Raw genomic sequence first — 26,555 nt, 5'->3', positions numbered from 1 at the left:
GTGCAGGATGTGCAGGATGTGCAGGATGTGCAGGATGTGCAGGATGTGCAGGATGTGCAGGATATTCTTAGAAAACGTGTCCGTAATAGCAATGTATAGATATAAAAAATGCTGGCCTTAGCCAGCATTTTTATTATTTATCAGCGAGGATAAATTAGATAGCTACAACGTTCGCAGCTTGCAGACCTTTTTGGCCTTGCTCTACTTCAAAAGACACTTTTTGGCCTTCAGCAAGCGTTTTGAAGCCTTCTGAAGCGATAGCACGGAAGTGAACGAATACGTCAGCACCGCCGTTGTCTTGAGTAATAAAACCAAAACCTTTCTCTTCGTTAAACCACTTAACGATACCTGTTGTATTAGACATAATGTGTCCCTTAACTTAAATGTAATTATATTATTGCGTAGCGTAATAATCTGAAATGATAATATTTATATAAGTAATAATCTTCGCGTAATCACTATAACAATACCGTGTTGTCATAGAAGGCATTCAATACTTACATAATCATTAAATAATGTCATTTGGCGAGATAAGACATTTAATTAAAATCATTTCTTAATTAAATCCCCTGAGGTATTAATAAGAAATGTAGAAATTACCAATTACTTTATTGCTGCTGTTCGTTATGTTGCCTGCGGCTGTTTTTTCACAGTAACTAAATGATATATCTAGATTATCAACATTACCGTTAATAAGAATATGGCGTTTTAACACATCACTGTTTAACTGGTGAATATTGGCAGTCCAAGCACGTTGATCTTTTACTAAATTAAAATTTACTATCATTGTTTAACCTCTTGGTTTTCATTTGAATTTACAGGGTTTTCTGGGCGAGTTTGTTGGAACCAAAACCGCTTACGGCCTAATGAACGAGACATAAGTATCCTCAATTGTTTATGCGTAACAAAATATTAAGATGATAAAATTCATCTAAATCTTTTCTACGGATTAAGTATTAAAATGCTATTTATAATAATGTAACGAAGAAAATAAGGAACGTAACGACAGATGCAGATGCAGATGTTGGAAGTGTTTTATATTTCGATGATATTGTATAAATAATTTTTTAGTTAAAAGTGACGTAAATGGTACAAAGACCATTTACGTCGACTTAGAATATTATAAAGCTACAACGTTTGCAGCTTGAAGACCTTTTTGGCCTTGCTCTACTTCAAAAGACACTTTTTGGCCTTCAGCAAGAGTTTTGAAACCTTCAGAAGCGATTGCACGGAAATGAACGAATACGTCAGCACCGCCATTGTCTTGAGTAATGAAACCGAAACCTTTCTCTTCGTTGAACCACTTAACGATACCAGTAGTAGACATAATGTGTCCCTTAATATTGGATTAAAATTCATAATATTTACCGTGATTATATCACGATGCACTGAAAGCTTGAATTATTGAATGTGACTATGAAGCTAAGGGAAACACTAAGGAATGCAACAATAACGAAGATATTCTGAGGGTTTTTCTTTTACTTGATGTTTTCATTAATAACTCTGAACAACAGAGCGACATCATTATTATGTGGTTCGCACTTATTGTAAAGACTTATTTTCACAAAAAATATCAAAAAAAACATAAGTAGATGATATTACTTGGAAACATTTTATACTTAACCAAGTAATACCGATAAAAAAACATCATTTTGGATAAAATTTGAATCTTTTAAGCATTTAAATCATAAAAATTATCGCTTAAATATCAAGCATTCTGACCAGCGACATAACCAGAACTCCATGCCCACTGGAAGTTATAACCGCCAAGCCAACCGCTAACATCCATCACTTCACCAGCAAAAAACAGACCTTTAATTTTTTTAGATTCCATGGTTTTTGATGACAATTCATCAGTATCAACCCCACCCAACGTCACTTCAGCAGTGCGGTAGCCTTCAGTGCCATTTGGCGCAATGTTCCATTGATGAAAATAGGTTGCTAGCTGTTCAAATTCTTTGTGATTAAGTTGCTTTAATGGCTTATCCGTAATATCACCACGAGTAATCAGCACCTCAATTAAACGCTTAGGTAACAAACGAGATAAGGTGATTTTTAGACTCTGATTAGGATGCTGTTCGCGTAATTCAATTAACGTTTCAGCTAAATTAAGCATCGGTAATAAATCAATGCTCACTTTCTGACCAGGCTGCCAGTAAGATGAAATTTGCAAAACCACAGGGCCCGATAAGCCACGGTGGGTAAATAATAAATTTTCTTTGAAACTGGTACCGTCAGCGGTTGTGATCACCGCAGGTACAGCAATACCCGATAATTCTTCAAAACTATTTTTATCTTGTTGATGCAGTGTAAATGGCACTAAACCTGCGGTAGTTGGCACCATTTTCAAACCAAACTGTTGTGCTAATTGATAACCAAACGGGGTTGCGCCCAATTTCGGCATCGATAAGCCGCCAGTTGCTACCACCAGCGATTCACAACTGATGATTTCACCATTAACACTCAGACTAAAACCTGTCTCTAATTGCATGATTGAGGTGATATCGGTCTGATAACGTAAACTGATATTTGGCAAGTCACATTCAGCAACTAACATTTTGACAATATCTTTCGCTGAATCAATACAAAATAACTGACCGTGATCGCGCTCTTCATAGTCAATTTCATGCTGACACATTAAGCCGATAAAATCCCATTGGCTGTATTGCGATAATGCTGATTTAACGAAATGGGGATTACGACAAACATAATTATTAGCAGCGACATCATTGTTAGTGAAGTTACAACGACCGCCACCTGAAATTAAAATTTTACGGCCAGGTTTCTTACCATGATCAAGCACTAACACTGAGCGTCCACGCTGACCTGCAGTGGCAGCGCACATTAAGCCTGCAGCACCTGCACCAATAATTACTACATCATATTTGTTTGCCATCGATTTCAATCAGCCTTAAATGTCACTAAATAAACGCAAAAAGGATGCTAACGATTAGCATCCTTTTTCTATTGTTGGCTCTATTTTACCTGCCTCTTAGCCCAATACCAACCGCTATCCAACCACAGCGATTTATTCGATTAAAATCAAGCTTGTTGACGACTATCTATGGCAGTTAATGCGGTAATTGCAGCTGTTGGCATATCTAATGTCGTGGTTGGTAACGCAAAATCAGCACCATGTGCATGTACAATCGCGACAATTTGCAGCATCACATCTTGCTGCACCGCTTTGTATTTGACCCAATCAACCGTTTTGGTAAAAGTGTAAACCAAAATATTCAGCGACGAGGGTCCATAAGTGTCAAAACTGACAATCAAGGTTTGACGCGTTTCAATATCAGCATGATTTTGGAGCATTTTTTTAATATCATCAACCACCAGCCCCACCACAGCCGCATCACAATAACGTAAACCGACACTTTGTTTAATACGTCGATTCTGCATCCGTGAAGCATTCTCAACCACCACTGAACTAAAGACGGAGTTCGGTACATACAATGGTCGCTTATCAAAGGTACGAATCACTGTCATACGAAACCCAATCCGCTCAATAGTACCTTCTATTTGTCGATCTGGACTGCGGATCCAGTCACCCACTTTAAAAGGTCGATCAAAATAAAGCATCATCCCACCAAAGAAGTTAGCCAATAAATCCTTAGCTGCCATACCGACCACTAAGCCACCGACACCACCAAAGGTGAGTAACCCCGACAAACTTAAGCCGAAATTTTGCATCACAACTAAACTGCTCAACACTATTACCAGTAAGCGTAATATTTTTGAAATAGCAGTTACCGTAGTTGCATCGCGATGGGGACGATTATCTAAGATGGTTTGTTCAATATTGGTGATCAACCGCATCACAATCCAAATAAAGACCCCGACCAATAATAGATGGCGTAATGACGCTAAAAAACCACTGGAATAGGTCGTAACATTATCGACCATGATTCCTAATGCCATCAGCCCAGGCCACACCCAAATACATAATGAAACCGGTGTTCGAACAGCATCAATTAAGGCATCATCCCAAATTAAATGGGTTTTACTTGCCATGGTAGCTAAGCGGCGTGAGAGTAATAACCACCCACACCATAATAATGTACTTAACAGTAGTAACAGGCCGATGTTATACATCCAATTAACAGATGCTCCTTTTTCAAGGGATGACCACCAAATGACAAATTGATCCATAACGACTTAGTTTCCGATGCTGAATGGGTAAAAATGAGAGGTAATTGATAAGCTGTGATTATATCAATACCAATGATATAACACTGAATGAGGATACAGCAAAGAAAGTGCCACCAGAAAAATGACACCTAAATACATAAAACGAAGATTAAAGTCCGAGGAACGCGACAGCAAAAATAGCCACAAAGAAAGTGATCATAAAGGTAGTGGCCAATACAAATAATTTACGGACTTTCATGCATTTAGCCATAAATAACGGATCGTGATGTTTTTTATACTGTTGGCTACGAATGTAATGAAATAAGCGAATCTGTTTACTAACATTGCCTTGAGACGAAAAGAAACCACGCCCATCCACCTGTTGATATAACAATGGATCGCAATCTCTCATTACCACGAGTAAAGATCGTAGTGTACTGATATATCTACAAGTATTAACCGTTGCTACCATAAAAATTGCAACCAAAAGTGCATCACCACTGATCATAGTTATCCCCTCTTATATATCATTTGCTTATAGGGATAAAAGGGGCGATATTTTATTATCGTCCCCAGAATCATTTAAGCTTGTGAGTCCATTACCGATGTTGGTGCAGATTCACCTTTAGCCATCGCTGCTAAGTCTTTATCAATAAAAAATAGTGCTTTACCATCTTCACCGACTAATTCAATTTTATCCAAAATACCTTTGAATAATTTTTCTTCTTCGTGTTGCTCTGATACATACCACTGTAAGAAATTAAAGGTTGAATAATCTTGAGTAGAAAATGCAACATGAGCTAATTCATTAATTTTTTTAGTAATCAGTTGTTCATGCTCATACGTTTCACGAAACACCGTACCAAGAGAAGCAAACTGATGTTTTGGTGCTTCAATAGTACCTAAAATAGGTAATGCACCCGTTTCACTTACATAAGTAAACAAGCGTTGCATATGTTGCATTTCTTCAGCAGCATGCACACGTAAGAACGCCGCAGCACCTTCAAAACCTTTATCTTCACACCATGCGCTCATTTGCAGATATAAATTTGAAGAAAAGAATTCTAAATTAATTTGCTCGTTAAGATTTTCAACCATTGCCTTGGCTAACATAGCACTACTCCTGTCTGTTTAAGTGTAATCAATACATTGTCACTATGCATTGTTAAGAATGCAACAAAGGGACAAAACGTCCTCAAAAAGAAAACGTCTATTAGTATAAGCTACTAAAATAACAATAAAAGTGACTCAGTGATTACGAAAAATAATTAACCATTTCGTAACCTATAGATGCGATCTAATCGATATTTTTAAGTATATACCAGTGCTAACATAGATCATTATTATATAGTCATGGAATGTAAGTGATGGTTTATAAACATATTCTCGCTGCTATCGACCTTTCTGAAGACAGCGCCTATCTCGTCAATAAAGCCGCTAAATTAGCACAATCGTTGGATGCAAAATTATCACTGGTCCATATCGATGTTGACTATGCTGATCTCTACACTGGTTTAATTGATATTAACTTAGCAGAAATGCACGAACGTGCTGAAAGCGATGCTCAAAACAGATTACATGAGCTTGCCAATAATGCGGGTTACCCTGTTGCTCACACCCTAGTGGGTAGTGGTGATCTAAGTGAAGAAATTTGTGGCGCTATCAAAGATCTTAATGTTGATTTAGTTATCTGTGGTCATCATCAAGATTTCTGGAGTAAGATTTTATCATCAACGCGTCAACTTATTAGCCGTACTCCTGTTGATCTACTTATCGTACCGCTCAAGTAACACCAATGAACAATAGTCACCGTTATTATAACGGTGACTAATCTGTTGTTATGATTTCAGCATTATAATTATCATATTCCTCACGCCACAATTTAGTTACACTGCCGTCACCTTTTACAACATACCATGTTGCGACGATGAGATACTTATCTGTAATTACCCTTTTATGGGCATTTTCTTTTAGCTTAATTGGCGTTTATCTTGCGGGCCAAGTTGATGCTTGGTTTTCAGTATTAACCCGTGTCTGCTTAGCCGCAGTAGTTTTCTTACCGTTTTTACGTACCAAATATCTACACCCAAAGCTTGCTCTCAAATTAATGGTTGTCGGCGCGTTTCAGTTAGGGTTGATGTATTGTTTTTATTATCAATCGTTCTTGTATCTAACCGTACCAGAAGTGTTGCTGTTCACTATTTTCACTCCGATTTATGTCACCCTTATTTATGACGCATTACATAAACAATTCTCGCCATGGTATTTACTGAGTGCAGTGATCGCAGTGATTGGGGCGGCGGTAATTAAATTTGAGGGGATTAACCAACACTTCATTATTGGATTTTTCATTGTTCAAGGCGCTAACCTATGCTTTGCGATTGGTCAGGTTGGCTATAAACGCATTATTGAACAAGAACAAACGAATATTCCACAGCATACGGTCTTTGGCTGGTTTTATTTAGGGGCAGTTTGCGTGGCAGTGCCGATGTATTTATTATTTAGTAATAGTGCCAAATTACCCACAACATCATTACAGTGGGGAATTTTAACCTACCTCGGTGTGATTGCTTCTGGATTAGGATATTTCATTTGGAACAAAGGCGCGACAATGGTCAATGCTGGCGCGTTAGCAATAATGAATAACGCCTTAGTCCCCGCAGGGCTAATCGTTAATATTGTCATCTGGAACCACGATGTGGATTACTTACGATTAATTATTGGTGGCGGGATTATTTTATTATCATTATGGTTTAACGAAACATGGGTTAAACAAAAGGTTGCGACCCAAAGAGAATTATCCATCAAAAAATAGGCACAAAAAAGGCGCGACTATCGCGCCTTTCTCATGCGGTTCATTCGTTAAATAAACGCAAACGCATCAGCAAACATATGATCGCGTAATGCACCTTTTTCAGTACAGAAACGTTCACGTGCCGCACCCGCCATTTCAAAACGACCACACACATAAATGTCATAGGCAGATAAGCTTACAAAATCATCAGCAACCGCATCAAGCACATTACCAACTTTACCCTGCCAACCTTCAGTTGCGGTTTCTACCACGGGCACATAGCTAATATTGGGGTATTGCTGGGCTAATGCCTGCATTTCGGCGTTAGCATATAATTGGCACACATCACGCCCTCCCCAATAAACAAAGATCGGCTGAGTTAAACCACGACTAATACAATTATCAACCATACTGCGAATATAAGAAAAACCCGTCCCCCCCGCAATCATCAATAATGGACGCTGACTTTCATGGCGTAACCAAGCTTCACCATGCGCAGCTTCAACCGTCACTGTTTGGTGAGTAGCTAACGCGTTCTTCATTGTATCAACCACTTCTAGCGCATACGCATTATGCTCAGCAGCACCAATATGAAGTTCAAGCTCATCTTGACGACAAGGGCTGCTAGCAATCGAGAACGGACGTTTATCTTGCTCTCCCATTACCGCTAATAAGTATTGCCCTGCTTTGAAATCGAGGGCTTGTAATGGCGTTAATAAAATACGGTATGTATTACATGCCAACGGTTCAACTGACTTTACTTCACATTGGATAGACATGGTTTTCCTCTAGTCTAACGATAATACCAAGTCGCTTTCCACCCTCGCAAGACAAGCAAAAATCCAGCCTTGTGCCTGCTCTTGTGGCGTCAACATCGGCTCAAGCTCATAGCTTATTTGACCGTATTGTTTACGACACATACACATCGCACAAGCACCCACTTGGCAGCGATTAGGAAAAGCGATACCTGCGTTGAGCGCTGCTTGTAATACAGTTTGCTGCGGGCTAGCAGTAAACGTAATGTTATTTGGCAACAGGCGTACTTGGTACATAAAAAACTCTCAGTTCAATGACGAATATTGTCACTGAAATATAAAAATATCAGGCGATTAATTAGTGCTTATGATAGCGATCCAATTTAGTTTTTAATCGCTAATTGGGCCCACATTGCATCAACCTGCGCCACTATCTGTGGATCTTTAACGATTGGAGTTCCCCATTCACGGTGGGTTTCTACGCCAATTTTATTAGTCGCATCAAAGCCAATTTTCGAACAACAAGTCGGTGTGGCTGCAATTAATACCGTATCACGACTAGGATCCACCCGTGTCGTCACCGCCCAAATAACATCATTCCAATCGCGTACATTAACGTCACCATCACACACAATCACAAACTTAGCATCGGTAAATTGATTTAAAAATTCCCATACACCAGTCATCACTTGCTCGGCTTCACCCGCAATGGTTTTATTCATACTTATGATTGCCATGCTGTAATTAGCGGCTTCAAGCGGTAGATAGCAATCAATAATGGCAGGGAATTGTAACTTCAACGCAAGTAATCCAGCCTCAATATCAAACGCAGTCTTAACAGGCGTAGCCTCTGTTTGCATTGTTGCCAATTCTGCAGGCCATTTAATGGTGGCATCAATCCCCATTTTTGAACCTAAACCCACTACGGGCGAGGCGAAATCCAGCGAATCAATCGGAGTATTATCAATAAATAGGCTATCTCTCACCGGATCCATTCGCGTCGTCATCGCATGAATCACGCTCTGCCAATCACGAGCATTAACGTCATCATCACACACGATAACAAACTTGGTATACATGAACTGACGTAAGAACGACCATACCCCCATCATCACCCGCTTAGCATGGCCGGGATATTGCTTCTTCATTGTTACCACTGCCATGCGATAAGAACACCCTTCTGGCGGCAGATAAAAATCGACAATTTCAGGAAACTGCTTATGTAAAATCGGCACAAAGACTTCGTTTAATGCCACCCCAAGCACTGCGGGTTCATCCGGTGGACGCCCGGTATAGGTACTGTGATAAATCGGATCGTTACGCATCGTAATATGAGTAATGGTAAACACATGATGGCGTTCAACCTCATTGTAATAGCCGGTATGATCACCATAAGGGCCTTCATCAGCATATTCTTCAGGGTCGATATAGCCTTCCATCACAATTTCAGCACTGGCTGGTACTTGTAAGTCGTTACTGATGCTTTTAACCACCTCAGTACGACTACCACGCAATAAACCAGCAAATGCATATTCAGACAGTGAGTCAGGTACAGGGGTTACTGCACCAAGCACGGTTGCAGGATCAGCCCCAAAAGCAACCGTGACAGGAAATTTTTCACCCGGATGGGCTTCACACCATTCACGCATATCTAACGCGCCACCACGATGCGCCAACCAACGCATAATGACTTTATTTTTAGCAATTTTTTGCTGACGATAAATACCAAGATTTTGGCGCTTTTTATTGGGGCCACGGGTAATAGTTAACCCCCATGTTAACAACGGTGCGACATCGCCAGCCCAACAACTCATCACTGGGATTTTATCTAAATCAATCTCATCACCTTGCCAGATGATTTGTTGGCAAGGCGCTTTACGTAATACTTTAGTGGGCATATTAAGCACTTGCTTAAATATCGGAATTTTATTGATCGCATCCCGCAAGCCATGCGGTGGCTCGGGCTCTTTTAAATACGCTAACCATTCTCCGACTTCGCGTAACTGCTTAACATTGTCGCGCCCCATTCCCATTGCAACTCGCTCTGGCGTACCAAACAAGTTTGCCAGTACAGGCATGTCATAACCTACAGGATTTTCAAATAACAATGCCGGACCACCAGCACGCAAAGTACGATCGCAAATCTCCGTCATTTCCTGATTAGGATTAACCGGCTGTTGAATACGTTGTAATTGCCCTTGCTGCTCTAAATAGGCAATAAAGTCACGTAGATCTTTGTATTTCATAGCGACTACCTGTAGCTAAACAAAGTCAAACCAGCATTGCTGACATTAACTTAATGAGAATGATTTTTGCTAGTATAACCAGTTGTGAGATGGAAAACACCCGTCGCCCACAAAAAGAAAATACCCTTTTATATTCTGTGGGTTAAGCCATAATCATAAGAGCATTATTTAAAATTTAGCCATAAAAAAGCGCCACCCTAAGGTAGCGCTTTTAATTCAATAACTGCTTAAATGAATTATGATTTCTGACGACGCATTGCGTCAAAGAACTCTTCATTAGTTTTGGTCATTGATAGTTTGTCGATCAAGAATTCCATGCTGTCAGATTCACTCATTGGGTGAACGATCTTACGCAGGATCCACATTTTCTGTAGCTCATCAGCTTTCGCCAATAACTCTTCACGACGGGTACCAGAACGATTAATGTCAATCGCAGGGAAAATACGTTTCTCAGCAATTTTGCGAGAAAGATGCAGTTCCATGTTACCTGTACCTTTAAATTCTTCGTAGATAACTTCATCCATTTTAGAGCCAGTATCTACTAGCGCTGTTGCGATGATAGTTAAGCTACCGCCTTCTTCGACATTACGTGCCGCACCAAAGAAGCGCTTAGGACGGTGAAGAGCGTTAGCATCCACACCACCTGTTAATACTTTACCTGAAGAAGGAATAACGGTGTTGTAAGCACGCGCTAGACGAGTAATTGAGTCAAGTAAGATAACAACATCTTTCTTATGTTCAACCAAACGTTTTGCTTTTTCGATAACCATTTCTGCCACTTGTACGTGACGTGAAGCTGGTTCATCAAACGTTGATGCAATGACTTCGCCTTTTACAAGACGTAGCATCTCAGTTACTTCTTCCGGACGCTCATCGATAAGCAATACCATCAACACACATTCTGGGTGGTTGTGAGAAATACTTTGAGCGATATTTTGCAGTAACATTGTTTTACCGGCTTTTGGCGGTGCAACAATCAAACCACGTTGGCCTTTACCGATTGGAGAGGCTAAATCTAGAACACGCGCTGTAATATCTTCTGTTGAACCATTACCACGTTCCATACGCATACGATCGTTTGCGTGTAGTGGAGTAAGATTTTCAAAAAGGATTTTATTGCGAGCGTTGTCAGGTTTGTCGTAGTTTACTTCGTTAACTTTTAATAGAGCAAAGTAACGTTCACCGTCTTTCGGTGGACGAATCTTTCCGGCAATGGTATCGCCAGTACGAAGGTTAAAACGGCGAATTTGGCTTGGTGATACATAAATATCATCAGGGCCTGCAAGGTAAGAACTGTCTGCGCTACGCAGAAAGCCGAAGCCATCTTGCAAAATCTCTAGAACACCGTCGCCAAAAATATCCTCACCACTCTTCGCGTGTTGCTTAAGAATGGAGAAGATGATGTCCTGCTTACGTAAGCGGGCCAGGTTTTCCAATCCTAAACTTTCGCTAAGTGATACCAACTTAGGAATAGGTTGGCTCTTGAGTTCTGTAAGATTCATAGTGGTGGGTTTCTTGTCTGTCAAAATCGGGGTTCTATATTAGTTGAGATAAGGATGACCAATAGGGTTTGGTCAAGAATTGAACGGAAATGCAATTTCTGTGCATTACGTTAACACTAAATGTTCTACCAGTCTAGCATAGTCGCTAGACCAACCATGCACAACTTAGAAATTGTGCATGGCTGGTATTATATCACTTATAAGTTCGCTTCAAGGAACTCTTTCAGTTGAGTTTTTGATAACGCGCCAACTTTAGTTGCTGCCACTGCGCCATCTTTAAACAGTAATAACGTTGGAATACCACGAATACCAAACTTTGGCGGTGTTGCCGCATTTTGGTCGATATTTAATTTACCAATCGTTAATTTGCCTTCGTATTCATCAGCGATTTCATCAAGAATCGGGGCAATCATTTTACATGGACCACACCATTCAGCCCAAAAATCAACCAGTACCGGGCCCGCAGCATTGACAACATCAGTATCAAAACTTTCATCGGTAAGCTGCACAATCTTATCGCTCATCTTCCACTCCAACAGTGATTTTGTTAGCTGATATTGAATTAACCAGCAAATCGTTATCCTATTTGAATGGAATACGTTTCGTATTGCAACCCTAAGCTGATATTCTATAGTAATGAAAACGACACATATCACAGAGCAGAAATTTGCCGAACTAGGGTTAAACCCTCTAGTGCTAAAAGGATTGGAAGAGAAAGGGTTTCATTATTGTACCCCGATCCAGGCCTTGGCATTGCCAGTTGTGCTCACTGGCCATGATATCGCGGGACAGGCTCAAACAGGTACGGGTAAAACCCTTGCCTTTCTGACCGCTACTTTTAACTATCTATTGGAGACACCTGCACCAGCAGAGCGTAAAACCAATCAACCGCGGGCGATCATTATGGCGCCAACACGTGAGTTGGCGATCCAAATTTTCAATGATGCGTCATCGCTACTTGCAAGCACTGGCCTTAAAGCTGGCCTTGCTTACGGCGGTGAACCTTATGAAAAACAAAAACAAGTGTTTGACGAAGGCGTTGATCTTTTAATCGGTACTTGTGGCCGTATTATCGACTTTTATAAGCAGCGTGTTATCGACCTTGCCAGCATTCAAGTGGTGGTATTGGATGAAGCCGATCGTATGTTCGATTTAGGTTTTATTAAAGATATCCGTTTCTTGTTCCGCCGCATGCCTGAACCTAAAGCGCGTTTAAACATGCTGTTCTCAGCAACGTTATCATACCGCGTTAAAGAACTTGCATTTGAGCACATGAATAGCCCAGAAAGTGTTGTGGTTGAACCTTCACAAAAAACAGGCCATCTCATTCAAGAAGAGTTGTTCTATCCATCAAACCAAGAAAAAATGCGTTTATTACAAACGTTAATTGAAGAAGAATGGCCAGATCGTGCGATTATTTTCGCTAACACTAAGCATCGTTGTGAAGATGTTTGGGGTCATTTAGCCGCTGATGGTCATCGCGTTGGTCTACTCAATGGTGATGTACCACAGAAAAAACGTGAACGTATTCTAGAAGAATTCACTAAAGGTGATCTTGATATCCTAGTAGCTACTGATGTCGCTGCTCGTGGTTTACATATCCCAATGGTTACGCACGTATTTAACTACGATCTTCCTGATGATGCGGAAGATTATGTTCACCGTATTGGCCGTACTGGTCGTGCCGGTGAAAGCGGTAACTCCATTAGTTTTGCTTGTGAAGAATACGCGATTAACTTGACAGCGATTGAGGCTTACATTGAGCATGGTATTCCACAATCAAAGTATGACTCTGAAGCACTTTTAGATGATTTACCTGCGCCGATTCGCTTACAGCGTACTCCTCGTCAAGGTGGTCGTCGTAATAACCAGCGTCAAGGTCAAGGCCAGGGCCAAGGGCAATCTCGTCAGCGAAATAATCGCCGTCGTCCGCCACAAAACAAACCAGCATAAAATAAGTTAAAGTATCTCTATGGAAAGAAATTCAGTATCACCGCTTTATGCCGCTATTGATCTAGGTTCGAACAGTTTTCATATGTGGGTTGTTCGTGAAGTCAATGGCAGTGTTCAAACGCTAGCTAAAATTAAACGAAAAGTACGTTTAGCTGCGGGTTTGAATAATCAAAACGAACTCAGCCAAGATGCCATTCAACGGGGTCTTGACTGTTTGGCAATATTTGCCGAGCGTTTACAGGATATTAAACCTGATCATATTCGCATTGTCGGCACTGCCGCCTTGCGCACAGCGGTCAATGCTAACGAATTTCTTTCCCAAGCTCACAGTATACTTGGGTATCCAGTGAGTGTGATTGCGGGTAAAGAAGAAGCACGTATTATCTATCAAGGGGTAGCACATACCTCGGGTGGCAGTGATAAACGCTTGGTGGTCGATATTGGTGGTGCCAGTACCGAAGTCATTATTGGTGAAGGTTTTGATGCCAGCGCCCTGACGAGCCTAAAAATTGGTTGTGTCACTTGGCTAGAGCGGTATTTTAAAGATCGCTACCTAACCTCGGTCAACTTTGATGCTGCCATTAACGGTGCTAAAGAAGCGATTGAAACCATTATTGAACGTTACACCCACCAAGGTTGGGAAACCTGTGTTGGCGCTAGCGGCACCGTGCAAGCATTACAAGAAATTATGCTCGCACAAGGCATGGATGAGATTATCACTCTGCCAAAACTTAAGCGCCTTCAACGCCAAGCAATGCAATATGAACGCTTAGAAGACCTTGATATTGAAGGGTTAACATTAGAGCGTGCACTGGTTTTCCCTAGTGGATTATCGATACTAATTGCGCTGTTTGAATCATTGGAGATTGAATCTATGACCCTTGCTGGCGGTGCGCTACGTGAAGGCTTGATTTATGAAATGATGGATCAAATGCGTCATCACGATGTGTGCTCTCGTACTATTATGAGCATGCAACAACGGTTTCAATTAGATCATACCCATGCCGATAACGTCAGTGATATGGCGTTAGCGTTATTAGCCCAATGCCCAAGTTGGCAATTGGAGCCACCAGCTGAAAACTTGCTTCAAGCGGCGGCCAAATTACATGAAATTGGTGCTAGCATTGAATTTAAAAAAAGTGGTGAACATGCGGCTTATTTAATTAAGCACATGGACTTACCGGGCTTTACTCGCGCTCAAAAAAATCTTATGGCTGAGCTATTGCGCCGCCATAACGGCCCATTAACCAGCTTACCAGAGCAACATGCGTTATCGGCGCCAAGTGCTGCTCGTTTACTACGTCTACTGCGATTAGCGATTATTTTATGCCACCGCCGAGATCAAAACTGTTTGCCTCCCTTCAGCTTACGCATGGAAGACAACAAATTGACGTTATTATTATCGGCAAAATGGTTGATCAATAATCCATTAACTCGTAGTGAACTTACCCAAGAAGCCACCCGCCAAACAGATATGGGCTGGCCAATGACAGTAACGGCACAAGACTGATAGCACTTAATAATTTAGTTAAGCGGATTTTCCTCTTAGCACTATGATCAAAAAAGGCTCCCCAAGGAGCCTTTTTTATTAGCTATTACTTTACGATTAGCTGGTCTTAACCTGTAATACCACTGTGACGCAACATCGCATCAAGTTGTGGCTCACGGCCACGGAAACGCTTAAACAATTCCATTGGCTCTTCGCTACCACCTTTTTCTAATATGCATGTTAGGAAGTCGCTACCTGTTTGAGTATTAAAAATACCTTCTTCTTCAAAACGAGAGAATGCGTCGGCTGACAATAATTCTGCCCACAAGTAACTGTAATAACCTGCGCTATAACCACCTGCAAAAATATGACTAAAGCTATGCGGGAAACGACCCCACTCAGGACTAGGCACCACAGATACTTTGTCTTTAACTGCAAATAAGGTTTCTAACACTTGGGCACCAACTTGTGGATCGTAGTTAGTGTATAAACTGAAATCGAATAAACCAAATTCAAGCTGACGCAAAATAAACATCGCTGATTGGAAATTTTTAGCCGCTAGCATTTTATCTAGCATCGCTTTAGGCAATGGTTCACCTGTTTGGTAATGACCAGAAATAAACGCTAACGCTTCTTCCTGCCAACACCAATTTTCTAAAAATTGACTTGGTAATTCCACGGCATCCCACGGCACACCATTAATACCGGATACCGCCGCCACATCAATTTGGGTTAGCATATGGTGAATACCATGCCCTGTTTCATGGAACAAGGTTGTAACTTCGTTATGCGTAAACAATGCAGGTTGATCGCCAACAGGACGATTAAAGTTACAGGTTAAATATGCCACTGGTGTTTGCAGGCTACCATCAATGCGAGTACGGCGAACCATACACTCATCCATCCATGCGCCACCACGTTTATGTTCACGGGCATATAAATCTAAATAGAAACTACCACGCAACGTGCCTTTAGCATCAAAGATGTCATAGAAGGTCACCGATTCATGCCACACTTGCACCCCATGGCGCTGTTTTATCTCAAGTCCAAAGACGCGATTTAGTACTTCAAATAATCCCGCAACCACTTTTTGTTCAGGGAAATATGGTCGTAATTCTTCATCAGAAATACTGTAACGATGTTGCTTTAATTTTTCAGAATAAAAAGCAAAATCCCACGGCTCAAGCTGTTCAACCTTAAATTCATTACGCGCATAGTCGCGCAACTCAGCCACTTCACGCTCACCTTGTGGCTTGGCGCGATCAGCTAAGTCATTTAAAAAGCCCAGCACTTGGTCAGTCGATTGTGCCATCTTAGTTGCCAGTGATTTCTCACCGTAGCTGCTAAAACCTAATAACAATGCAACTTCATGACTCAATTTTAGTTTTTCTGCAATAATTTCAGTGTTATCAAATTCACCTGTATTTGGACCTTGATCAGACGCTCGTGTGCTAAATGCTTGATACATTTCGGCGCGTAACTCGCGGTTATTACAGTACGTCATCACAGGTAGGTATGAAGGAATATCTAACGTAAATAGATAGCCTTGCTCATCTTTAGCTTGTGCATTCGCTTGTGCTGCTTGCAATGCGGATTCTGGTAGGCCACGAAGTTGTTCAACATCAGTGATCACTTTGCTCCACGCCATAGTGGCATCGAGTACATTATTACTAAACGTTGAAGCTAATTCGGATAAGCGTTTACTGATCTCACCAAAACGTTGTTGTTGCTCAGCAGGTAAACCAATACCAGAAAGCTCAAACTCTTTCAGGGCGTCAGTAACCGATTTTTGTTGGGCTTGACTTAAATCAGCAAAATCATCACTGACTTGAATCATCTTATACGCATCATAAAGGCCTTTATGTTGTCCAACCCACGTCGCGTAATCTGATAATAACGGTAAGCAACTTTCATACGCTTGGCGTAACTCAGGGCTATTTTTCACCCCATTAAGATGCCCTACTGGTGACCAAATACGTCCAAGACGATCATCTAATTCAGCCAATGGACGACAAATCGTATCCCATGTCGGCATCTGAAATTGAGATAACACAGCTTCAACGTTATTTCGACAATCAGTGATCGCTTGTTCAATCGCAGGTTTTATGTGTTCTGGCTTAATATGAGCAAACGGTGGTAAATCAGTCATCGTCAACAATGGATTAGACATACATTTTTCCTTTATTTTTATCTTATTATTAACATGCGCCCGTGATAGATAAATTTCAATCATTTGCTTAGTTTAGAATCTAAAAAGACCCAAATAACGCATTTACTTAATTCTGATAGTAGCAAAGGTTGGCGTCATGGTTGGATATTGATGAATAATTGACGATAATAGCCATTAGCATCCCTGCTTTAGATACCGATAGAGACTAATTTCATGCTGAGTTATCGCCACAGCTTTCATGCTGGCAACCACGCAGATGTGGTTAAACACATTGTTCAAAGCTTAATTCTGGATGCACTCAAGCAGAAAGATAAACCATTCGTGTATCACGATACTCACTCAGGTGTTGGTCGTTACGATCTCCAAGACGAGCGCAGCGAAAAAACTGGTGAGTTTAAGCAAGGTATCGCCCGTATTTGGTCACGCGACGATATACCAAGTGATATTGCTGCTTATATTGATACGATCAAAGCCCTTAACAACGGTGACGAACTGCGTTATTACCCAGGTTCACCCAAGGTCGCTCGTTCACAAATCCGCGCACAAGATCGAATGGTGTTAACCGAGTTGCACCCAAGTGATTTCCCCTTATTATTGCAAGAATTCCGCGGTGATCGCCAAGTAAAGATGTATCAAGAAGATGCTTTTGCGCGTCTAAAAGCAAGCTTACCGCCTAAAGAACGCCGCGGTATGGTGCTTATTGATCCTCCTTATGAGCTTAAACATGAATATCAAGATGTGGTCAAAGCGATTAAGCATAGCCACCAACGTTGGGCTACAGGTACCTATGCAATTTGGTATCCGGTGGTTTACCGCGAAACAATTGATAATATGATTCAAGGTTTAAAAGACTTAAATATTCGCAATATTCTTCAAATTGAACTGGGTGTAGAACCGGACACTGAAGAACGTGGCATGACGGCTTCAGGCATGATTGTGATTAATCCACCATGGAAACTAGCCAGCCAAATGCAGCAAATACTGCCATGGTTACAACAAGCGATAGCACCAAATCATGGTCACCATAAAATCGAGTGGATAGTACCTGAGTAAACAACAGCAATAATCTATCGACTCAATAAGCAGCCACATTTACTTGTGGCTGTTACATTTCCCTCGTGACAATCATCATTTTCGATGGTAAAACATCATACTAATCTATTTTTCCGATTTTAAATCCTCGTCACTCAGCCCAATCTTGATTACACTAGGTGACAGTGAATATTCATAACATCTATTGGAGTAAAGTCATGGCGAAGCATTTTGATTATATCTGTATCGGTGGTGGTAGCGGTGGTATTGCATCAGCAAACCGTGCAGCAATGTATGGCGCTAAAGTAGCAATCATTGAAGCAAAAGCACTTGGTGGCACTTGTGTTAACGTCGGTTGTGTACCTAAGAAAGTAATGTGGCACGGTGCTCAAATCGCTGAAGCTATTCACCTTTACGCTAAAGACTATGGCTTTAATGTTGATGTGAAAGAATTTAGCTGGGCTAAACTGGTTGAAAACCGTGAAGCTTACATCAGCCGTATTCACGCTTCTTACGACAATGTACTTGGCAATAATAACGTCGAAGTAATTAATGGTTTTGCGACCTTTGTTGACGCAAAAACTATTGCCGTTAACGGTGAGCATTACACCGCTGATCATATTTTAATTGCGGTTGGCGGTGAGCCATCAATTCCAAATGTACCCGGTGCTGAACATGGTATCGACTCTAACGGATTCTTTAAACTAGTTGAGCAACCAAAGCGTACTGCGATTGTAGGTGCTGGTTATATCGCGGTTGAAATCGCGGGTGTATTAAGTGCTCTCGGCACAGATACCCACTTATTTGTTCGTAAAGAATCACCACTACGTAGCTTTGATCCAATGATCGTGGATACTTTAGTGGAAGTAATGGCAGCAGAAGGCCCAACCCTTCACACCCATTCAATTCCTAAAGAAGTAGTTAAAGAAGCCGATGGTTCTATTACACTTCATTTTGAAGACGGTAAATCACATAACACCGATTTATTGATTTGGGCGATTGGTCGTCACCCAACCACGGACAAAATCAACCTTCAAGCTGCTGGTGTTGAAACTAACGCTCGTGGTTACATCAAGGTTGATCAATACCAACAAACCAATGTTGATGGCATTTATTGTGTTGGCGACATCATGGAAGGCGGTATCGAACTAACCCCGATTGCAGTTAAAGCAGGTCGTCAATTGTCTGAACGTTTGTTTAATAACAAGCCTGAAGCCAAAATGGATTACAAACTGGTACCAACAGTGGTATTTAGCCACCCGCCAATTGGTACTATTGGCCTTACAACTCAAGAAGCGATTGATCAATATGGCGAAGAAAACGTCAAAGTTTATCAATCAGGCTTTACCTCAATGTACACCGCAATAACGACTCATCGCCAGCCATGCAAAATGAAACTTGTTTGTACGGGTGCAGATGAAAAAGTTGTTGGTTTACATGGTATCGGCTATACCGTTGATGAAATGATTCAAGGTTTTGGTGTTGCCATCAAGATGGGCGCAACCAAAGCTGATTTCGATAGCGTTGTTGCTATCCACCCAACAGGTTCGGAAGAATTTGTTACGATGCGATAGTCATGCATTAGACCACCATTAACATCTAATGGGGTTAATTTAAGCTGGTTATATCTATATTGATAACCAGCTTTTTTATTCTGTGAATTTACATAACAACAACAAATATATCATTTAATTAAAAATAAATTCCATATTATATTCATTTCAATGTTAATCTTGTTTCATAAAAAATAACTAATTTAACTTCATGTACTTAATTATTTATTACAATGGAAATATTTAATTGTAACAACAATACAGTTATGGTAAATATACGCCTAAAATTATATTTAATGATGGCGATAAAGATAAATCATGCTTTATTTAAAAATATTATTCAAATGTAGTATGAAAAGATGAAACTGAAAAAAATATTTCCATTTATGATCGCTATTTTATTAAGTGCTTTATTATCTTTATTAATAAGTCATATTACTATTCGTTATATAGAACAAAAACAAATAGCTACAATTGAAGCATTATTAGATAATGTTATATATAAACCTAAGCAACATATTGAGCATCTAGACAATCTACAAGCCAATAATGATGAAGAAAATGAACGAATTTTAGATTTAATTGACAGAAAACATCCAGAAATAATGGGGATTTCATATATAAAAAACGGAAAATATTATTATGGTAATAATGGTAGTATTAGTAATACAATTCCTAATTATATAAAAGATGTGATAAACAAAAATCTTCCTGTTAAATTTTTCACTGACCCTTATAATAAAAATAATCTAATTTATATTTTTAAATATGATAATGGTTATTATATAATAAATTTCTATTCCAAATTATTAAACGATTTTAGTCACAACGCAATAACAAATTATCAAGTCAAAGACAATAATGACAAATCACCTATGTCTTTTTTATACTATAGTTTAACCAATAATATAAAACACTTACATTTAGTCATTACTAGCGGATTAACATTAAATAAATTCATCTCATTATTATTTAGTAGTTTCATTCTATCATTACTATGTATATATACAATTTCATTTCTACTAACCTCATTTTTTGATAGTAAAAGAGTTTTAAATAGAAAAATGAAAAAAGCTGTCATTAATAATGAATTTGTACCTTTTTATCAATCAATATATTCCGCTAAACAAAAGAAATTTATTGCAGCTGAAGTATTATGTCGATGGCATTCAAATGGACTTATCATCCCACCATCTGAATTTATTTCTGACCTAGAAAAAACTAATGATATAAAAGAAGTCACTTTCACTTTAATAAAAAAATCATTTGCTACTATAAAAAAATCAAATATAAATAAAGACTTTATGCTAAGTTTCAACTTTACCGTCACAATGCTTCTTGATGAAATATTTATGACTAAAATCATCAGTTTCATTAAAGAAAATCCAATGGTAAAAAATCGAATTATCATTGAATTAACCGAAAGCGAAAATAACTTTATTTATCTAAATGAAATAAATAAAATAATGCATCAATTAAAAAAAGAATCAGTATTACTCTCTATTGATGACGTAGGTACTGGATATTCCAATCTAATAACCATACAAGAATTACCTTTTGATATAATGAAAATAGATCGATGTTTTATATCAGATAAATTTGCCGTGTCAAAAAGTAATATGCTTGAAACTTTGGCTGTTTTAGGTGATTCTTTGAATTTAATGATTGTTGCAGAGGGCATCGAAACGATATCAGAATTAGAAAAAATAAATAGCTTAAATATTGATTTGTGCCAAGGGTTTTATTATTCAACTCCTTGTAATTCAAGTGAGTTTATAAATAGAACTGTTAGTGAACCACATCTATACAAATAATAACATTTATAATTAAAAGTACTATCTATGTTTATTTTTATATCATGTCATGTTGTTTATCTAAAAATAAAACACAGCTAAATTATTCCCATTCAAATCGATTTCTATTGTTACTTTTAGCTTTATATAGTGCTTTATCTGCTCTTTGTAATCCTACTTTATTTGATTCAACGGGTGATTTATATGCCATACCTATACTCAGTGTCATATAATTTTCATCTCTAACTATAATTTCTTTTATCTCATTTAAAAGATACTCCGCAAAAATAACAGCCTCTTGTTTATCATTACTGATAATGAATGCTGAAAATTCATCACCACCTAATCGTGCAGAAAATATATTTTCATATTTATAATTTAATAAAACCTTCCCAAAACAATGTAAAATCCTATCACCTTCTTCATGACCATATTTATCATTGATTTTTTTAAAATTATCAATATCAATCATAATAAATAAAAGCATCTTATTTTCATGCTTTCTTAATTCGTCATAGAAATATCTACGGTTAGGAAGTTCAGTTAAATCATCAATTGTTGCAAGCATCTTAAAATAATTACATTGTTTATTTGTTTTTTTTATTGAAATAATTATTCCGGTTATTAATAATAATATACCTATTGTTTTAAATACATTATATATCCATAGTGAAACCCATGTTGGTTGTATACTAACATCATTATAAACAGTAGCTAATAAAGAACCGCCCCATAAAAACAAACCAATACTCAAAATTATATATGCTTCTTTAACTAAAAAATTAGTCCATTGAAGTAATATAAAAGAAATTAATATAAATACTAAATTTAGTATATCAAATGAATATTTATACAATATATTATTCTCATGCGGGATTTTTATATCAGAAAATAAAATCATACTAATGCATATATTAGAAAAAACACATAAAAATAGTGTAATAATAAGAACTCCCTTTGTACGATTATACGTTGAAAGTTTTTTTTTGTGCTTTTTTAGTAATTGGTACAATTTAAACATCTTTTAAAAAAATCCTTTATATCTTATAACAATCCTGAAGAGTATCACCCTATAATATATTATATCAAAAATTCATATGAAACACAGTTAGTACCGACAACTTAATTTCCATGTTTTCACTACGGTTTAATTATTAAGATAAAAAAACACCGCTTAAAAGCAGTGTCTTTGTTTTGAGTTTTATCAAGCTAACTAATGATGATGATGACCATCTTCATGGTTATGACCACAGCTACAGCTTGGCGCAATCACCGTTTGAATGGGGGTTAAGGTAATTTTAGTTAATAGCTCTTCAGTACTAACAGTATTTAATAAATGCATGTTCTCAGCGTTAACGGCCATTGGGTCTTCAATTGCACGTTGAGCTTGCATGACGTCAATCATCTGTTGAGTCACAGCTTCTGGTAACGACAACTCACGGATCACTTTAAGTTCATTATTAGCAGTATCAAGTGCCATCATTGATAATGCCAATGTTGATGTTGTTGGCTGTTGAAAATACTCACTTGGGATAGCTGCGGCATTAAACTGAATATCAAACGCTAGCTCAGCTAATTTAAAGACAACCAAGCAACCACCATTATCAGTTTTCATCAAACCAAACTCTGCAGTGGCTTCTGCCATCATTTGTTGTTCTTCTGCTGTGATGCCCGTTAAGCCAATAAAAACGATATTACTCATATCATTACGGAACATCTCAATAACTGCGCCATCACCAGCAACAAACGGATGTTCATCAATGATCTGACCGACATGAAATTGCTGATTTGAATGTACTGCCATGGTGTACCTCATCGTTATTTAAGCTCAATCATTTCAGTCTATACGAAATTAACAAGCATTTATGATATAGATCTATTCTAACCATTACCTTGTGATTAACAATACTATCAAAATCAAAAACACTGTTACCAAACAGTAATAGTTATATTTTAAAATCATAAAAAAGCCTTAACAATAAGTTAAGGCTTTAATTTATAAAAACTAAATATTATATCTTTTATTTTGCAGGTGCAAAATCTGCAGCTGCTGGGCGATGTGCAGTATAGATAGCTTCACCATCACTCTCAGCATCAAAGATAACCTTAACATCAGGGCTAAATAAAATAACATCGCCAACTTCAGCAACATATTTAGTACCCGCTTCATCACGAACCACAATTTTACCTTTAGTGATCACTTTGTACTCAACAGAATCATAAAAGTATTCAAATTCAACACCAGGAGACATGGTGAAGTGACCAATCGTTAGTGCATTACTGTTAGTAGTTACAGCAACTTCAGCCATGTCACTTTTTAAGCCTTCAACTTCAAGTAATTTACTTAAATCATTAAGTTTAAAAGTACCTGATTTAATCAGTGTAATACCTGGCTTAGTTGTTAATGTTGTCATTGGTAGATCCTTATTTTCATATATAAGACCAAAGTTAATACTTTCATCTTATTAAGTATTTGTGATCGTATTACCTTGATAGTAATACGATCTATTATTGGATTTAGAAGTCACATAAATAAATGTCGGTACTCGCTAAGTTATTCTCATAACCTCAACCGAATATTTATTTAATTAGGCATCATCTTGAGTGATGCTTTCTGGTGTGATGGAGTCTAACGGATCACAAAAAATCAACAATAGCTTAAAAATATAAAGACTATTACCATACGGTAACAATATGCGAGTAATAACGCTCTGACACTATAAATAAGTATTTTATTTTTAATAGTATGTAGACACTATATGCTTCAAGTAGAAAAAACGCTTAGTTCGAATAAAAAACTTAAAAAACAGCATAAATAACCAATTTTTTCGTTACTGACTATTCCATCTATTCAATAAAAACGGTAGTCTTCAAATTCTTATTTATGGGATAACAATGAATAGTTATTCTAACAAAACCTCGGGGATACCCCCATTAATTCGGCCGTTTCTACCAGTAGGTTATATAAAAATATGCATCAACAAGCAGTAACACCACCTAAAAATATCCATAATTGGTTAATGTTTATCATCCCATCATTAATGGGGGTATTTTTATTTATGGCACCAATTAACTTTGATGGTGATATCACTATTCCCATTGCAGTATTAGCCAAAACTATTCAAAGCCATTTTGAAAATTCGCTAACATCCATTGTGACGGCTATTATTAGCTTCACTGCTATAATGTCTATTATCACTAAACTGTTTAAACCCGGATTTATCATCCGTAATAGCTTCGTCAATGGTATATTAAACCCATCTCCCATGTGGTTTATTGTGCAACAACTTGGCGCTATCTTTGCGGTGATGACCTACTTTAGCCTTGGCCCGGTAATGTTCCGTAACGATGCCACCGGTGGCTTAGTCTTAAATGATTTATTGCCAGTATTGTTTTCAGTATTTATTTTTGCGGGATTATTATTACCACTACTGCTTAATTTTGGCTTACTCGAATTCTTTGGTACTTTATTTACTCGGATCATGCGCCCTATTTTTGGTCTGCCTGGTCGCTCATCTGTTAACTGTATTGCTTCATGGTTAGGTGATGGCTCTGTTGGCGTATTACTGACCAGTAAGCAATATGAATCAGGCATGTACACCCAGCGTGAAGCCGCTGTTATTGGAACAACATTCTCAGCAGTATCGATTACTTTCAGCTTAGTGGTCATTGCTCAAGTTAATTTAGAGCATATGTTTGTCCCGTTTTACTTAACCATCTGTTTAGCGGGTTTAGTTGCCGCGATTATCGTGCCACGCTTACCACCGTTATCACGTAAGAAAAATATCTATATTAATGGCACCACTGAATCATCACATGATGAAACGGTTCCTGAAGGTCATAACATTTTCTCGTACGGACTAGAGCAAGCACTAAAAAAAGCAGCTGAAGTAAAAAGCTTACCTGCAATTCTGCTTGATGGTATTAAAAACGCGGTTGATATGGTATTTGGCGTGCTACCTGTTGTAATGGCAATTGGTACCATCGCATTAGTGATCGCTGAGAACACCCCTATTTTTGATTACCTAGGAATGCCATTTATTCCATTCCTTGAATTGCTGCATATTCCAGAAGCAGAAGCAGCATCAAAAACAATCGTCGTCGGGTTTGCTGATATGTTCTTGCCATCAATTTTGGCATCAACCATTCAAAGTGATATGACCCGCTTTATTATTGCCGCGATGTCAGTCACCCAATTGATTTATATGTCTGAGATTGGCGCACTACTCATTGGTAGTAAAGTCCCCGTTAAAGCATGGGAATTATTTGTAATCTTCATTCTGCGTACCTTAGTCACTCTGCCAGTGATTGCGCTAATGGCACATTTGATTTTCTAAATTATACGGTTAATAAATACCAAAAAGGCGACCACTCGGTCGCCTTTCTTCATTTACTCTCAAGATAGCAAGTCTAATCTAACCTTTATAAGTCTTAGGGTTAAACACATCCCGTAACCAATCACCTAGCAAGTTAATCACTAAACCTAACGATGGTTGACACAATTAAACCAACACTATCAACGCCCCTCTGGTCTGCTATTCCTAACATCAGAGATGCACTACCAAACTACGCGCTTCACCATTTCCAACAGACGAAAAAAAACCGTATCTTTTGATTCAGGTTTCTTAATGGTGGTCGGTGAAGAGCAAGGTTCTAATATCGGGAACCCCCGACTCTCGGCCTTTCTACACAAAAATCAGCGATAATTTTCTATAGACGAAAAAAAATCTGAATCTTTCAATTCAGGTTTCTTAATGATGGTCGGTGAAGAGCTAGGTTCTAATATCAGGGAACCCCCAATCCTCTGCCTTTCTACACAAAAATCAGCGATAATTTTCTATAGACGAAAAAAAACCTGAATCTTTCGATTCAGATTTTCTTAATGATGGTAGGTGAAGAGCTAGATTCTAATATCGGTGAACCCCCGATCCTCTAGCTTTAAACCAATGATACCGATTTACTTTTATACAGACGAAAAAAAACCGTATCTTTCAATACGGTTTTCTTAATGGTGGTCGGTGAAGAGGGATTCGAACCCCCGACCCTCTGGTCCCAAACCAGATGCGCTACCAAACTGCGCTATTCACCGACAATGTTTAGGCTTACAAGGCCAAGGTCTCTAATAAAAGATAACCTG

24 protein-coding genes and 1 tRNA gene are annotated in these 26,555 nt (G+C 38.6%); 8 read left to right on the top strand and 17 right to left on the bottom strand.

Annotated features, from left to right (window positions below; translation table 11 throughout):
• Positions 1 to 154 precede the first annotated feature (154 nt).
• From cspE (GLP24_RS18065) to ftnA, 7 genes are all read right to left on the bottom strand, one after another.
• The gene (cspE, locus tag GLP24_RS18065; RefSeq protein ID WP_011218617.1) at positions 155 to 364 is read right to left on the bottom strand and encodes a transcription antiterminator/RNA stability regulator CspE; all 210 of its coding nucleotides are present in this window, start codon (positions 362 to 364) and stop codon (positions 155 to 157) included.
• 213 nt (positions 365 to 577) lie between these two features.
• Positions 578 to 787: a hypothetical protein gene (locus GLP24_RS18060; RefSeq protein ID WP_045032057.1), complete on the bottom strand. Its 210-nt coding sequence runs from the start codon at positions 785 to 787 to the stop codon at positions 578 to 580.
• A gap of 333 nt (positions 788 to 1,120) precedes the next feature.
• A complete protein-coding gene (gene cspE, locus GLP24_RS18055; protein WP_036789206.1) occupies positions 1,121 to 1,327 on the bottom strand; it encodes a transcription antiterminator/RNA stability regulator CspE in 207 nt (68 codons plus the stop codon).
• Between the two features lie 381 nt (positions 1,328 to 1,708).
• Positions 1,709 to 2,896: a BaiN/RdsA family NAD(P)/FAD-dependent oxidoreductase gene (locus GLP24_RS18050; protein ID WP_232616361.1), complete on the bottom strand. Its 1,188-nt coding sequence runs from the start codon at positions 2,894 to 2,896 to the stop codon at positions 1,709 to 1,711.
• A 146-nt stretch (positions 2,897 to 3,042) separates the two neighbouring features.
• Positions 3,043 to 4,152: a mechanosensitive ion channel family protein gene (locus tag GLP24_RS18045; RefSeq protein WP_232603334.1), complete on the bottom strand. Its 1,110-nt coding sequence runs from the start codon at positions 4,150 to 4,152 to the stop codon at positions 3,043 to 3,045.
• Between the two features lie 148 nt (positions 4,153 to 4,300).
• A complete protein-coding gene (gene uspB, locus GLP24_RS18040; RefSeq protein ID WP_193435492.1) occupies positions 4,301 to 4,639 on the bottom strand; it encodes a universal stress protein UspB in 339 nt (112 codons plus the stop codon).
• Positions 4,640 to 4,713: 74 nt separating this feature from the next.
• A complete protein-coding gene (gene ftnA, locus GLP24_RS18035; protein ID WP_101770217.1) occupies positions 4,714 to 5,244 on the bottom strand; it encodes a non-heme ferritin in 531 nt (176 codons plus the stop codon).
• Between the two features lie 254 nt (positions 5,245 to 5,498).
• On the opposite strand from ftnA, the gene GLP24_RS18030 reads away from it, so the two are divergent.
• A complete protein-coding gene (locus GLP24_RS18030; RefSeq protein ID WP_101770216.1) occupies positions 5,499 to 5,921 on the top strand; it encodes a universal stress protein in 423 nt (140 codons plus the stop codon).
• A 137-nt stretch (positions 5,922 to 6,058) separates the two neighbouring features.
• The gene (locus GLP24_RS18025) at positions 6,059 to 6,946 is read left to right on the top strand and encodes a carboxylate/amino acid/amine transporter (protein WP_232616360.1); all 888 of its coding nucleotides are present in this window, start codon (positions 6,059 to 6,061) and stop codon (positions 6,944 to 6,946) included.
• 47 nt (positions 6,947 to 6,993) lie between these two features.
• On the opposite strand, the gene fre is transcribed toward GLP24_RS18025, so the two are convergent.
• From fre to trxA, 5 genes are all read right to left on the bottom strand, one after another.
• Positions 6,994 to 7,704: an NAD(P)H-flavin reductase gene (gene fre / locus GLP24_RS18020; RefSeq protein WP_101770214.1), complete on the bottom strand. Its 711-nt coding sequence runs from the start codon at positions 7,702 to 7,704 to the stop codon at positions 6,994 to 6,996.
• Between the two features lie 9 nt (positions 7,705 to 7,713).
• On the bottom strand, positions 7,714 to 7,977 hold the full coding sequence (locus tag GLP24_RS18015; protein WP_101770213.1) for a 2Fe-2S iron-sulfur cluster-binding protein: 264 nt from the start codon (positions 7,975 to 7,977) through the stop codon (positions 7,714 to 7,716).
• An 86-nt stretch (positions 7,978 to 8,063) separates the two neighbouring features.
• Entirely contained in the window at positions 8,064 to 9,926 is a 1,863-nt protein-coding gene (gene ubiD / locus GLP24_RS18010; RefSeq protein ID WP_232616359.1) for a 4-hydroxy-3-polyprenylbenzoate decarboxylase, read from the bottom strand.
• A gap of 236 nt (positions 9,927 to 10,162) precedes the next feature.
• On the bottom strand, positions 10,163 to 11,428 hold the full coding sequence (gene rho / locus GLP24_RS18005; protein WP_101770211.1) for a transcription termination factor Rho: 1,266 nt from the start codon (positions 11,426 to 11,428) through the stop codon (positions 10,163 to 10,165).
• A 197-nt stretch (positions 11,429 to 11,625) separates the two neighbouring features.
• Positions 11,626 to 11,952, bottom strand: coding sequence for a thioredoxin TrxA (trxA, locus tag GLP24_RS18000; RefSeq protein ID WP_045032077.1), 327 nt, complete (start codon positions 11,950 to 11,952; stop codon positions 11,626 to 11,628).
• A gap of 112 nt (positions 11,953 to 12,064) precedes the next feature.
• Between trxA and rhlB the strand changes: the two genes are divergently transcribed.
• Together rhlB and gppA are read left to right on the top strand one after the other, a co-directional pair.
• Complete coding sequence (rhlB, locus tag GLP24_RS17995) at positions 12,065 to 13,381, top strand: ATP-dependent RNA helicase RhlB (RefSeq protein ID WP_101770210.1); 1,317 nt, start codon at positions 12,065 to 12,067, stop codon at positions 13,379 to 13,381.
• A gap of 19 nt (positions 13,382 to 13,400) precedes the next feature.
• The gene (gppA, locus tag GLP24_RS17990; protein WP_232616358.1) at positions 13,401 to 14,891 is read left to right on the top strand and encodes a guanosine-5'-triphosphate,3'-diphosphate diphosphatase; all 1,491 of its coding nucleotides are present in this window, start codon (positions 13,401 to 13,403) and stop codon (positions 14,889 to 14,891) included.
• A gap of 106 nt (positions 14,892 to 14,997) precedes the next feature.
• On the opposite strand, the gene prlC is transcribed toward gppA, so the two are convergent.
• A complete protein-coding gene (gene prlC / locus GLP24_RS17985) occupies positions 14,998 to 17,040 on the bottom strand; it encodes an oligopeptidase A (RefSeq protein WP_232603331.1) in 2,043 nt (680 codons plus the stop codon).
• A gap of 213 nt (positions 17,041 to 17,253) precedes the next feature.
• Here prlC and GLP24_RS17980 point away from each other — a divergent pair, with 213 nt between their 5' ends.
• The 3 genes from GLP24_RS17980 (at position 17,254) to GLP24_RS17970 (ending at position 21,439) form a co-directional block, all read left to right on the top strand.
• Positions 17,254 to 18,093 carry a 23S rRNA (adenine(2030)-N(6))-methyltransferase RlmJ gene (locus GLP24_RS17980; RefSeq protein ID WP_101770207.1) on the top strand — a complete coding sequence of 280 codons (840 nt, stop codon included), beginning with the start codon at positions 17,254 to 17,256 and terminating at the stop codon, positions 18,091 to 18,093.
• 197 nt (positions 18,094 to 18,290) lie between these two features.
• Complete coding sequence (gene gorA, locus GLP24_RS17975) at positions 18,291 to 19,646, top strand: glutathione-disulfide reductase (RefSeq protein WP_232616357.1); 1,356 nt, start codon at positions 18,291 to 18,293, stop codon at positions 19,644 to 19,646.
• Positions 19,647 to 19,984: 338 nt separating this feature from the next.
• The gene (locus tag GLP24_RS17970) at positions 19,985 to 21,439 is read left to right on the top strand and encodes an EAL domain-containing protein (protein ID WP_152654368.1); all 1,455 of its coding nucleotides are present in this window, start codon (positions 19,985 to 19,987) and stop codon (positions 21,437 to 21,439) included.
• Positions 21,440 to 21,521: 82 nt separating this feature from the next.
• Here GLP24_RS17970 and GLP24_RS17965 read toward each other — a convergent pair whose 3' ends face one another.
• The 3 genes from GLP24_RS17965 to GLP24_RS17955 form a co-directional block, all read right to left on the bottom strand.
• Positions 21,522 to 22,319 (bottom strand): GGDEF domain-containing protein, encoded by a 798-nt coding sequence (locus GLP24_RS17965; RefSeq protein WP_232616356.1) that lies wholly within the window; start codon positions 22,317 to 22,319, stop codon positions 21,522 to 21,524.
• Positions 22,320 to 22,631: 312 nt separating this feature from the next.
• Positions 22,632 to 23,222, bottom strand: coding sequence for a hypothetical protein (locus GLP24_RS17960; RefSeq protein ID WP_101770203.1), 591 nt, complete (start codon positions 23,220 to 23,222; stop codon positions 22,632 to 22,634).
• 217 nt (positions 23,223 to 23,439) lie between these two features.
• Complete coding sequence (locus tag GLP24_RS17955) at positions 23,440 to 23,832, bottom strand: hypothetical protein (RefSeq protein WP_101770202.1); 393 nt, start codon at positions 23,830 to 23,832, stop codon at positions 23,440 to 23,442.
• A 558-nt stretch (positions 23,833 to 24,390) separates the two neighbouring features.
• Between GLP24_RS17955 and GLP24_RS17950 the strand changes: the two genes are divergently transcribed.
• Positions 24,391 to 25,755 (top strand): YjiH family protein, encoded by a 1,365-nt coding sequence (locus GLP24_RS17950; protein WP_101770201.1) that lies wholly within the window; start codon positions 24,391 to 24,393, stop codon positions 25,753 to 25,755.
• Positions 25,756 to 26,430: 675 nt separating this feature from the next.
• Here GLP24_RS17950 and GLP24_RS17945 read toward each other — a convergent pair.
• Positions 26,431 to 26,507, bottom strand: a tRNA-Pro gene (locus tag GLP24_RS17945).
• Positions 26,508 to 26,555: the final 48 nt, after the last annotated feature.

Origin of the sequence: Photobacterium carnosum (assembly GCF_021236965.1) — a bacterium.
Lineage (GTDB): Bacteria > Pseudomonadota > Gammaproteobacteria > Enterobacterales > Vibrionaceae > Photobacterium > Photobacterium carnosum.
This window is presented reverse-complemented; position numbering and strand designations above follow the sequence as displayed.

What these genes read in the sequence shown, in the direction of transcription:
- cspE (WP_011218617.1), bottom strand. Translation starts at nt 364, where the DNA reads ATGTCTAATACAACAGGTATCGTTAAGTGGTTTAACGAAGAGAAAGGT.
- GLP24_RS18060 (WP_045032057.1), bottom strand. Translation starts at nt 787, where the DNA reads ATGATAGTAAATTTTAATTTAGTAAAAGATCAACGTGCTTGGACTGCC.
- cspE (WP_036789206.1), bottom strand. Translation starts at nt 1,327, where the DNA reads ATGTCTACTACTGGTATCGTTAAGTGGTTCAACGAAGAGAAAGGTTTC.
- GLP24_RS18050 (WP_232616361.1), bottom strand. Translation starts at nt 2,896, where the DNA reads ATGGCAAACAAATATGATGTAGTAATTATTGGTGCAGGTGCTGCAGGC.
- GLP24_RS18045 (WP_232603334.1), bottom strand. Translation starts at nt 4,152, where the DNA reads ATGGATCAATTTGTCATTTGGTGGTCATCCCTTGAAAAAGGAGCATCT.
- uspB (WP_193435492.1), bottom strand. Translation starts at nt 4,639, where the DNA reads ATGATCAGTGGTGATGCACTTTTGGTTGCAATTTTTATGGTAGCAACG.
- ftnA (WP_101770217.1), bottom strand. Translation starts at nt 5,244, where the DNA reads ATGTTAGCCAAGGCAATGGTTGAAAATCTTAACGAGCAAATTAATTTA.
- GLP24_RS18030 (WP_101770216.1), top strand. Translation starts at nt 5,499, where the DNA reads ATGGTTTATAAACATATTCTCGCTGCTATCGACCTTTCTGAAGACAGC.
- GLP24_RS18025 (WP_232616360.1), top strand. Translation starts at nt 6,059, where the DNA reads ATGAGATACTTATCTGTAATTACCCTTTTATGGGCATTTTCTTTTAGC.
- fre (WP_101770214.1), bottom strand. Translation starts at nt 7,704, where the DNA reads ATGTCTATCCAATGTGAAGTAAAGTCAGTTGAACCGTTGGCATGTAAT.
- GLP24_RS18015 (WP_101770213.1), bottom strand. Translation starts at nt 7,977, where the DNA reads ATGTACCAAGTACGCCTGTTGCCAAATAACATTACGTTTACTGCTAGC.
- ubiD (WP_232616359.1), bottom strand. Translation starts at nt 9,926, where the DNA reads ATGAAATACAAAGATCTACGTGACTTTATTGCCTATTTAGAGCAGCAA.
- rho (WP_101770211.1), bottom strand. Translation starts at nt 11,428, where the DNA reads ATGAATCTTACAGAACTCAAGAGCCAACCTATTCCTAAGTTGGTATCA.
- trxA (WP_045032077.1), bottom strand. Translation starts at nt 11,952, where the DNA reads ATGAGCGATAAGATTGTGCAGCTTACCGATGAAAGTTTTGATACTGAT.
- rhlB (WP_101770210.1), top strand. Translation starts at nt 12,065, where the DNA reads ATGAAAACGACACATATCACAGAGCAGAAATTTGCCGAACTAGGGTTA.
- gppA (WP_232616358.1), top strand. Translation starts at nt 13,401, where the DNA reads ATGGAAAGAAATTCAGTATCACCGCTTTATGCCGCTATTGATCTAGGT.
- prlC (WP_232603331.1), bottom strand. Translation starts at nt 17,040, where the DNA reads ATGTCTAATCCATTGTTGACGATGACTGATTTACCACCGTTTGCTCAT.
- GLP24_RS17980 (WP_101770207.1), top strand. Translation starts at nt 17,254, where the DNA reads ATGCTGAGTTATCGCCACAGCTTTCATGCTGGCAACCACGCAGATGTG.
- gorA (WP_232616357.1), top strand. Translation starts at nt 18,291, where the DNA reads ATGGCGAAGCATTTTGATTATATCTGTATCGGTGGTGGTAGCGGTGGT.
- GLP24_RS17970 (WP_152654368.1), top strand. Translation starts at nt 19,985, where the DNA reads ATGAAACTGAAAAAAATATTTCCATTTATGATCGCTATTTTATTAAGT.
- GLP24_RS17965 (WP_232616356.1), bottom strand. Translation starts at nt 22,319, where the DNA reads ATGATTTTATTTTCTGATATAAAAATCCCGCATGAGAATAATATATTG.
- GLP24_RS17960 (WP_101770203.1), bottom strand. Translation starts at nt 23,222, where the DNA reads ATGGCAGTACATTCAAATCAGCAATTTCATGTCGGTCAGATCATTGAT.
- GLP24_RS17955 (WP_101770202.1), bottom strand. Translation starts at nt 23,832, where the DNA reads ATGACAACATTAACAACTAAGCCAGGTATTACACTGATTAAATCAGGT.
- GLP24_RS17950 (WP_101770201.1), top strand. Translation starts at nt 24,391, where the DNA reads ATGCATCAACAAGCAGTAACACCACCTAAAAATATCCATAATTGGTTA.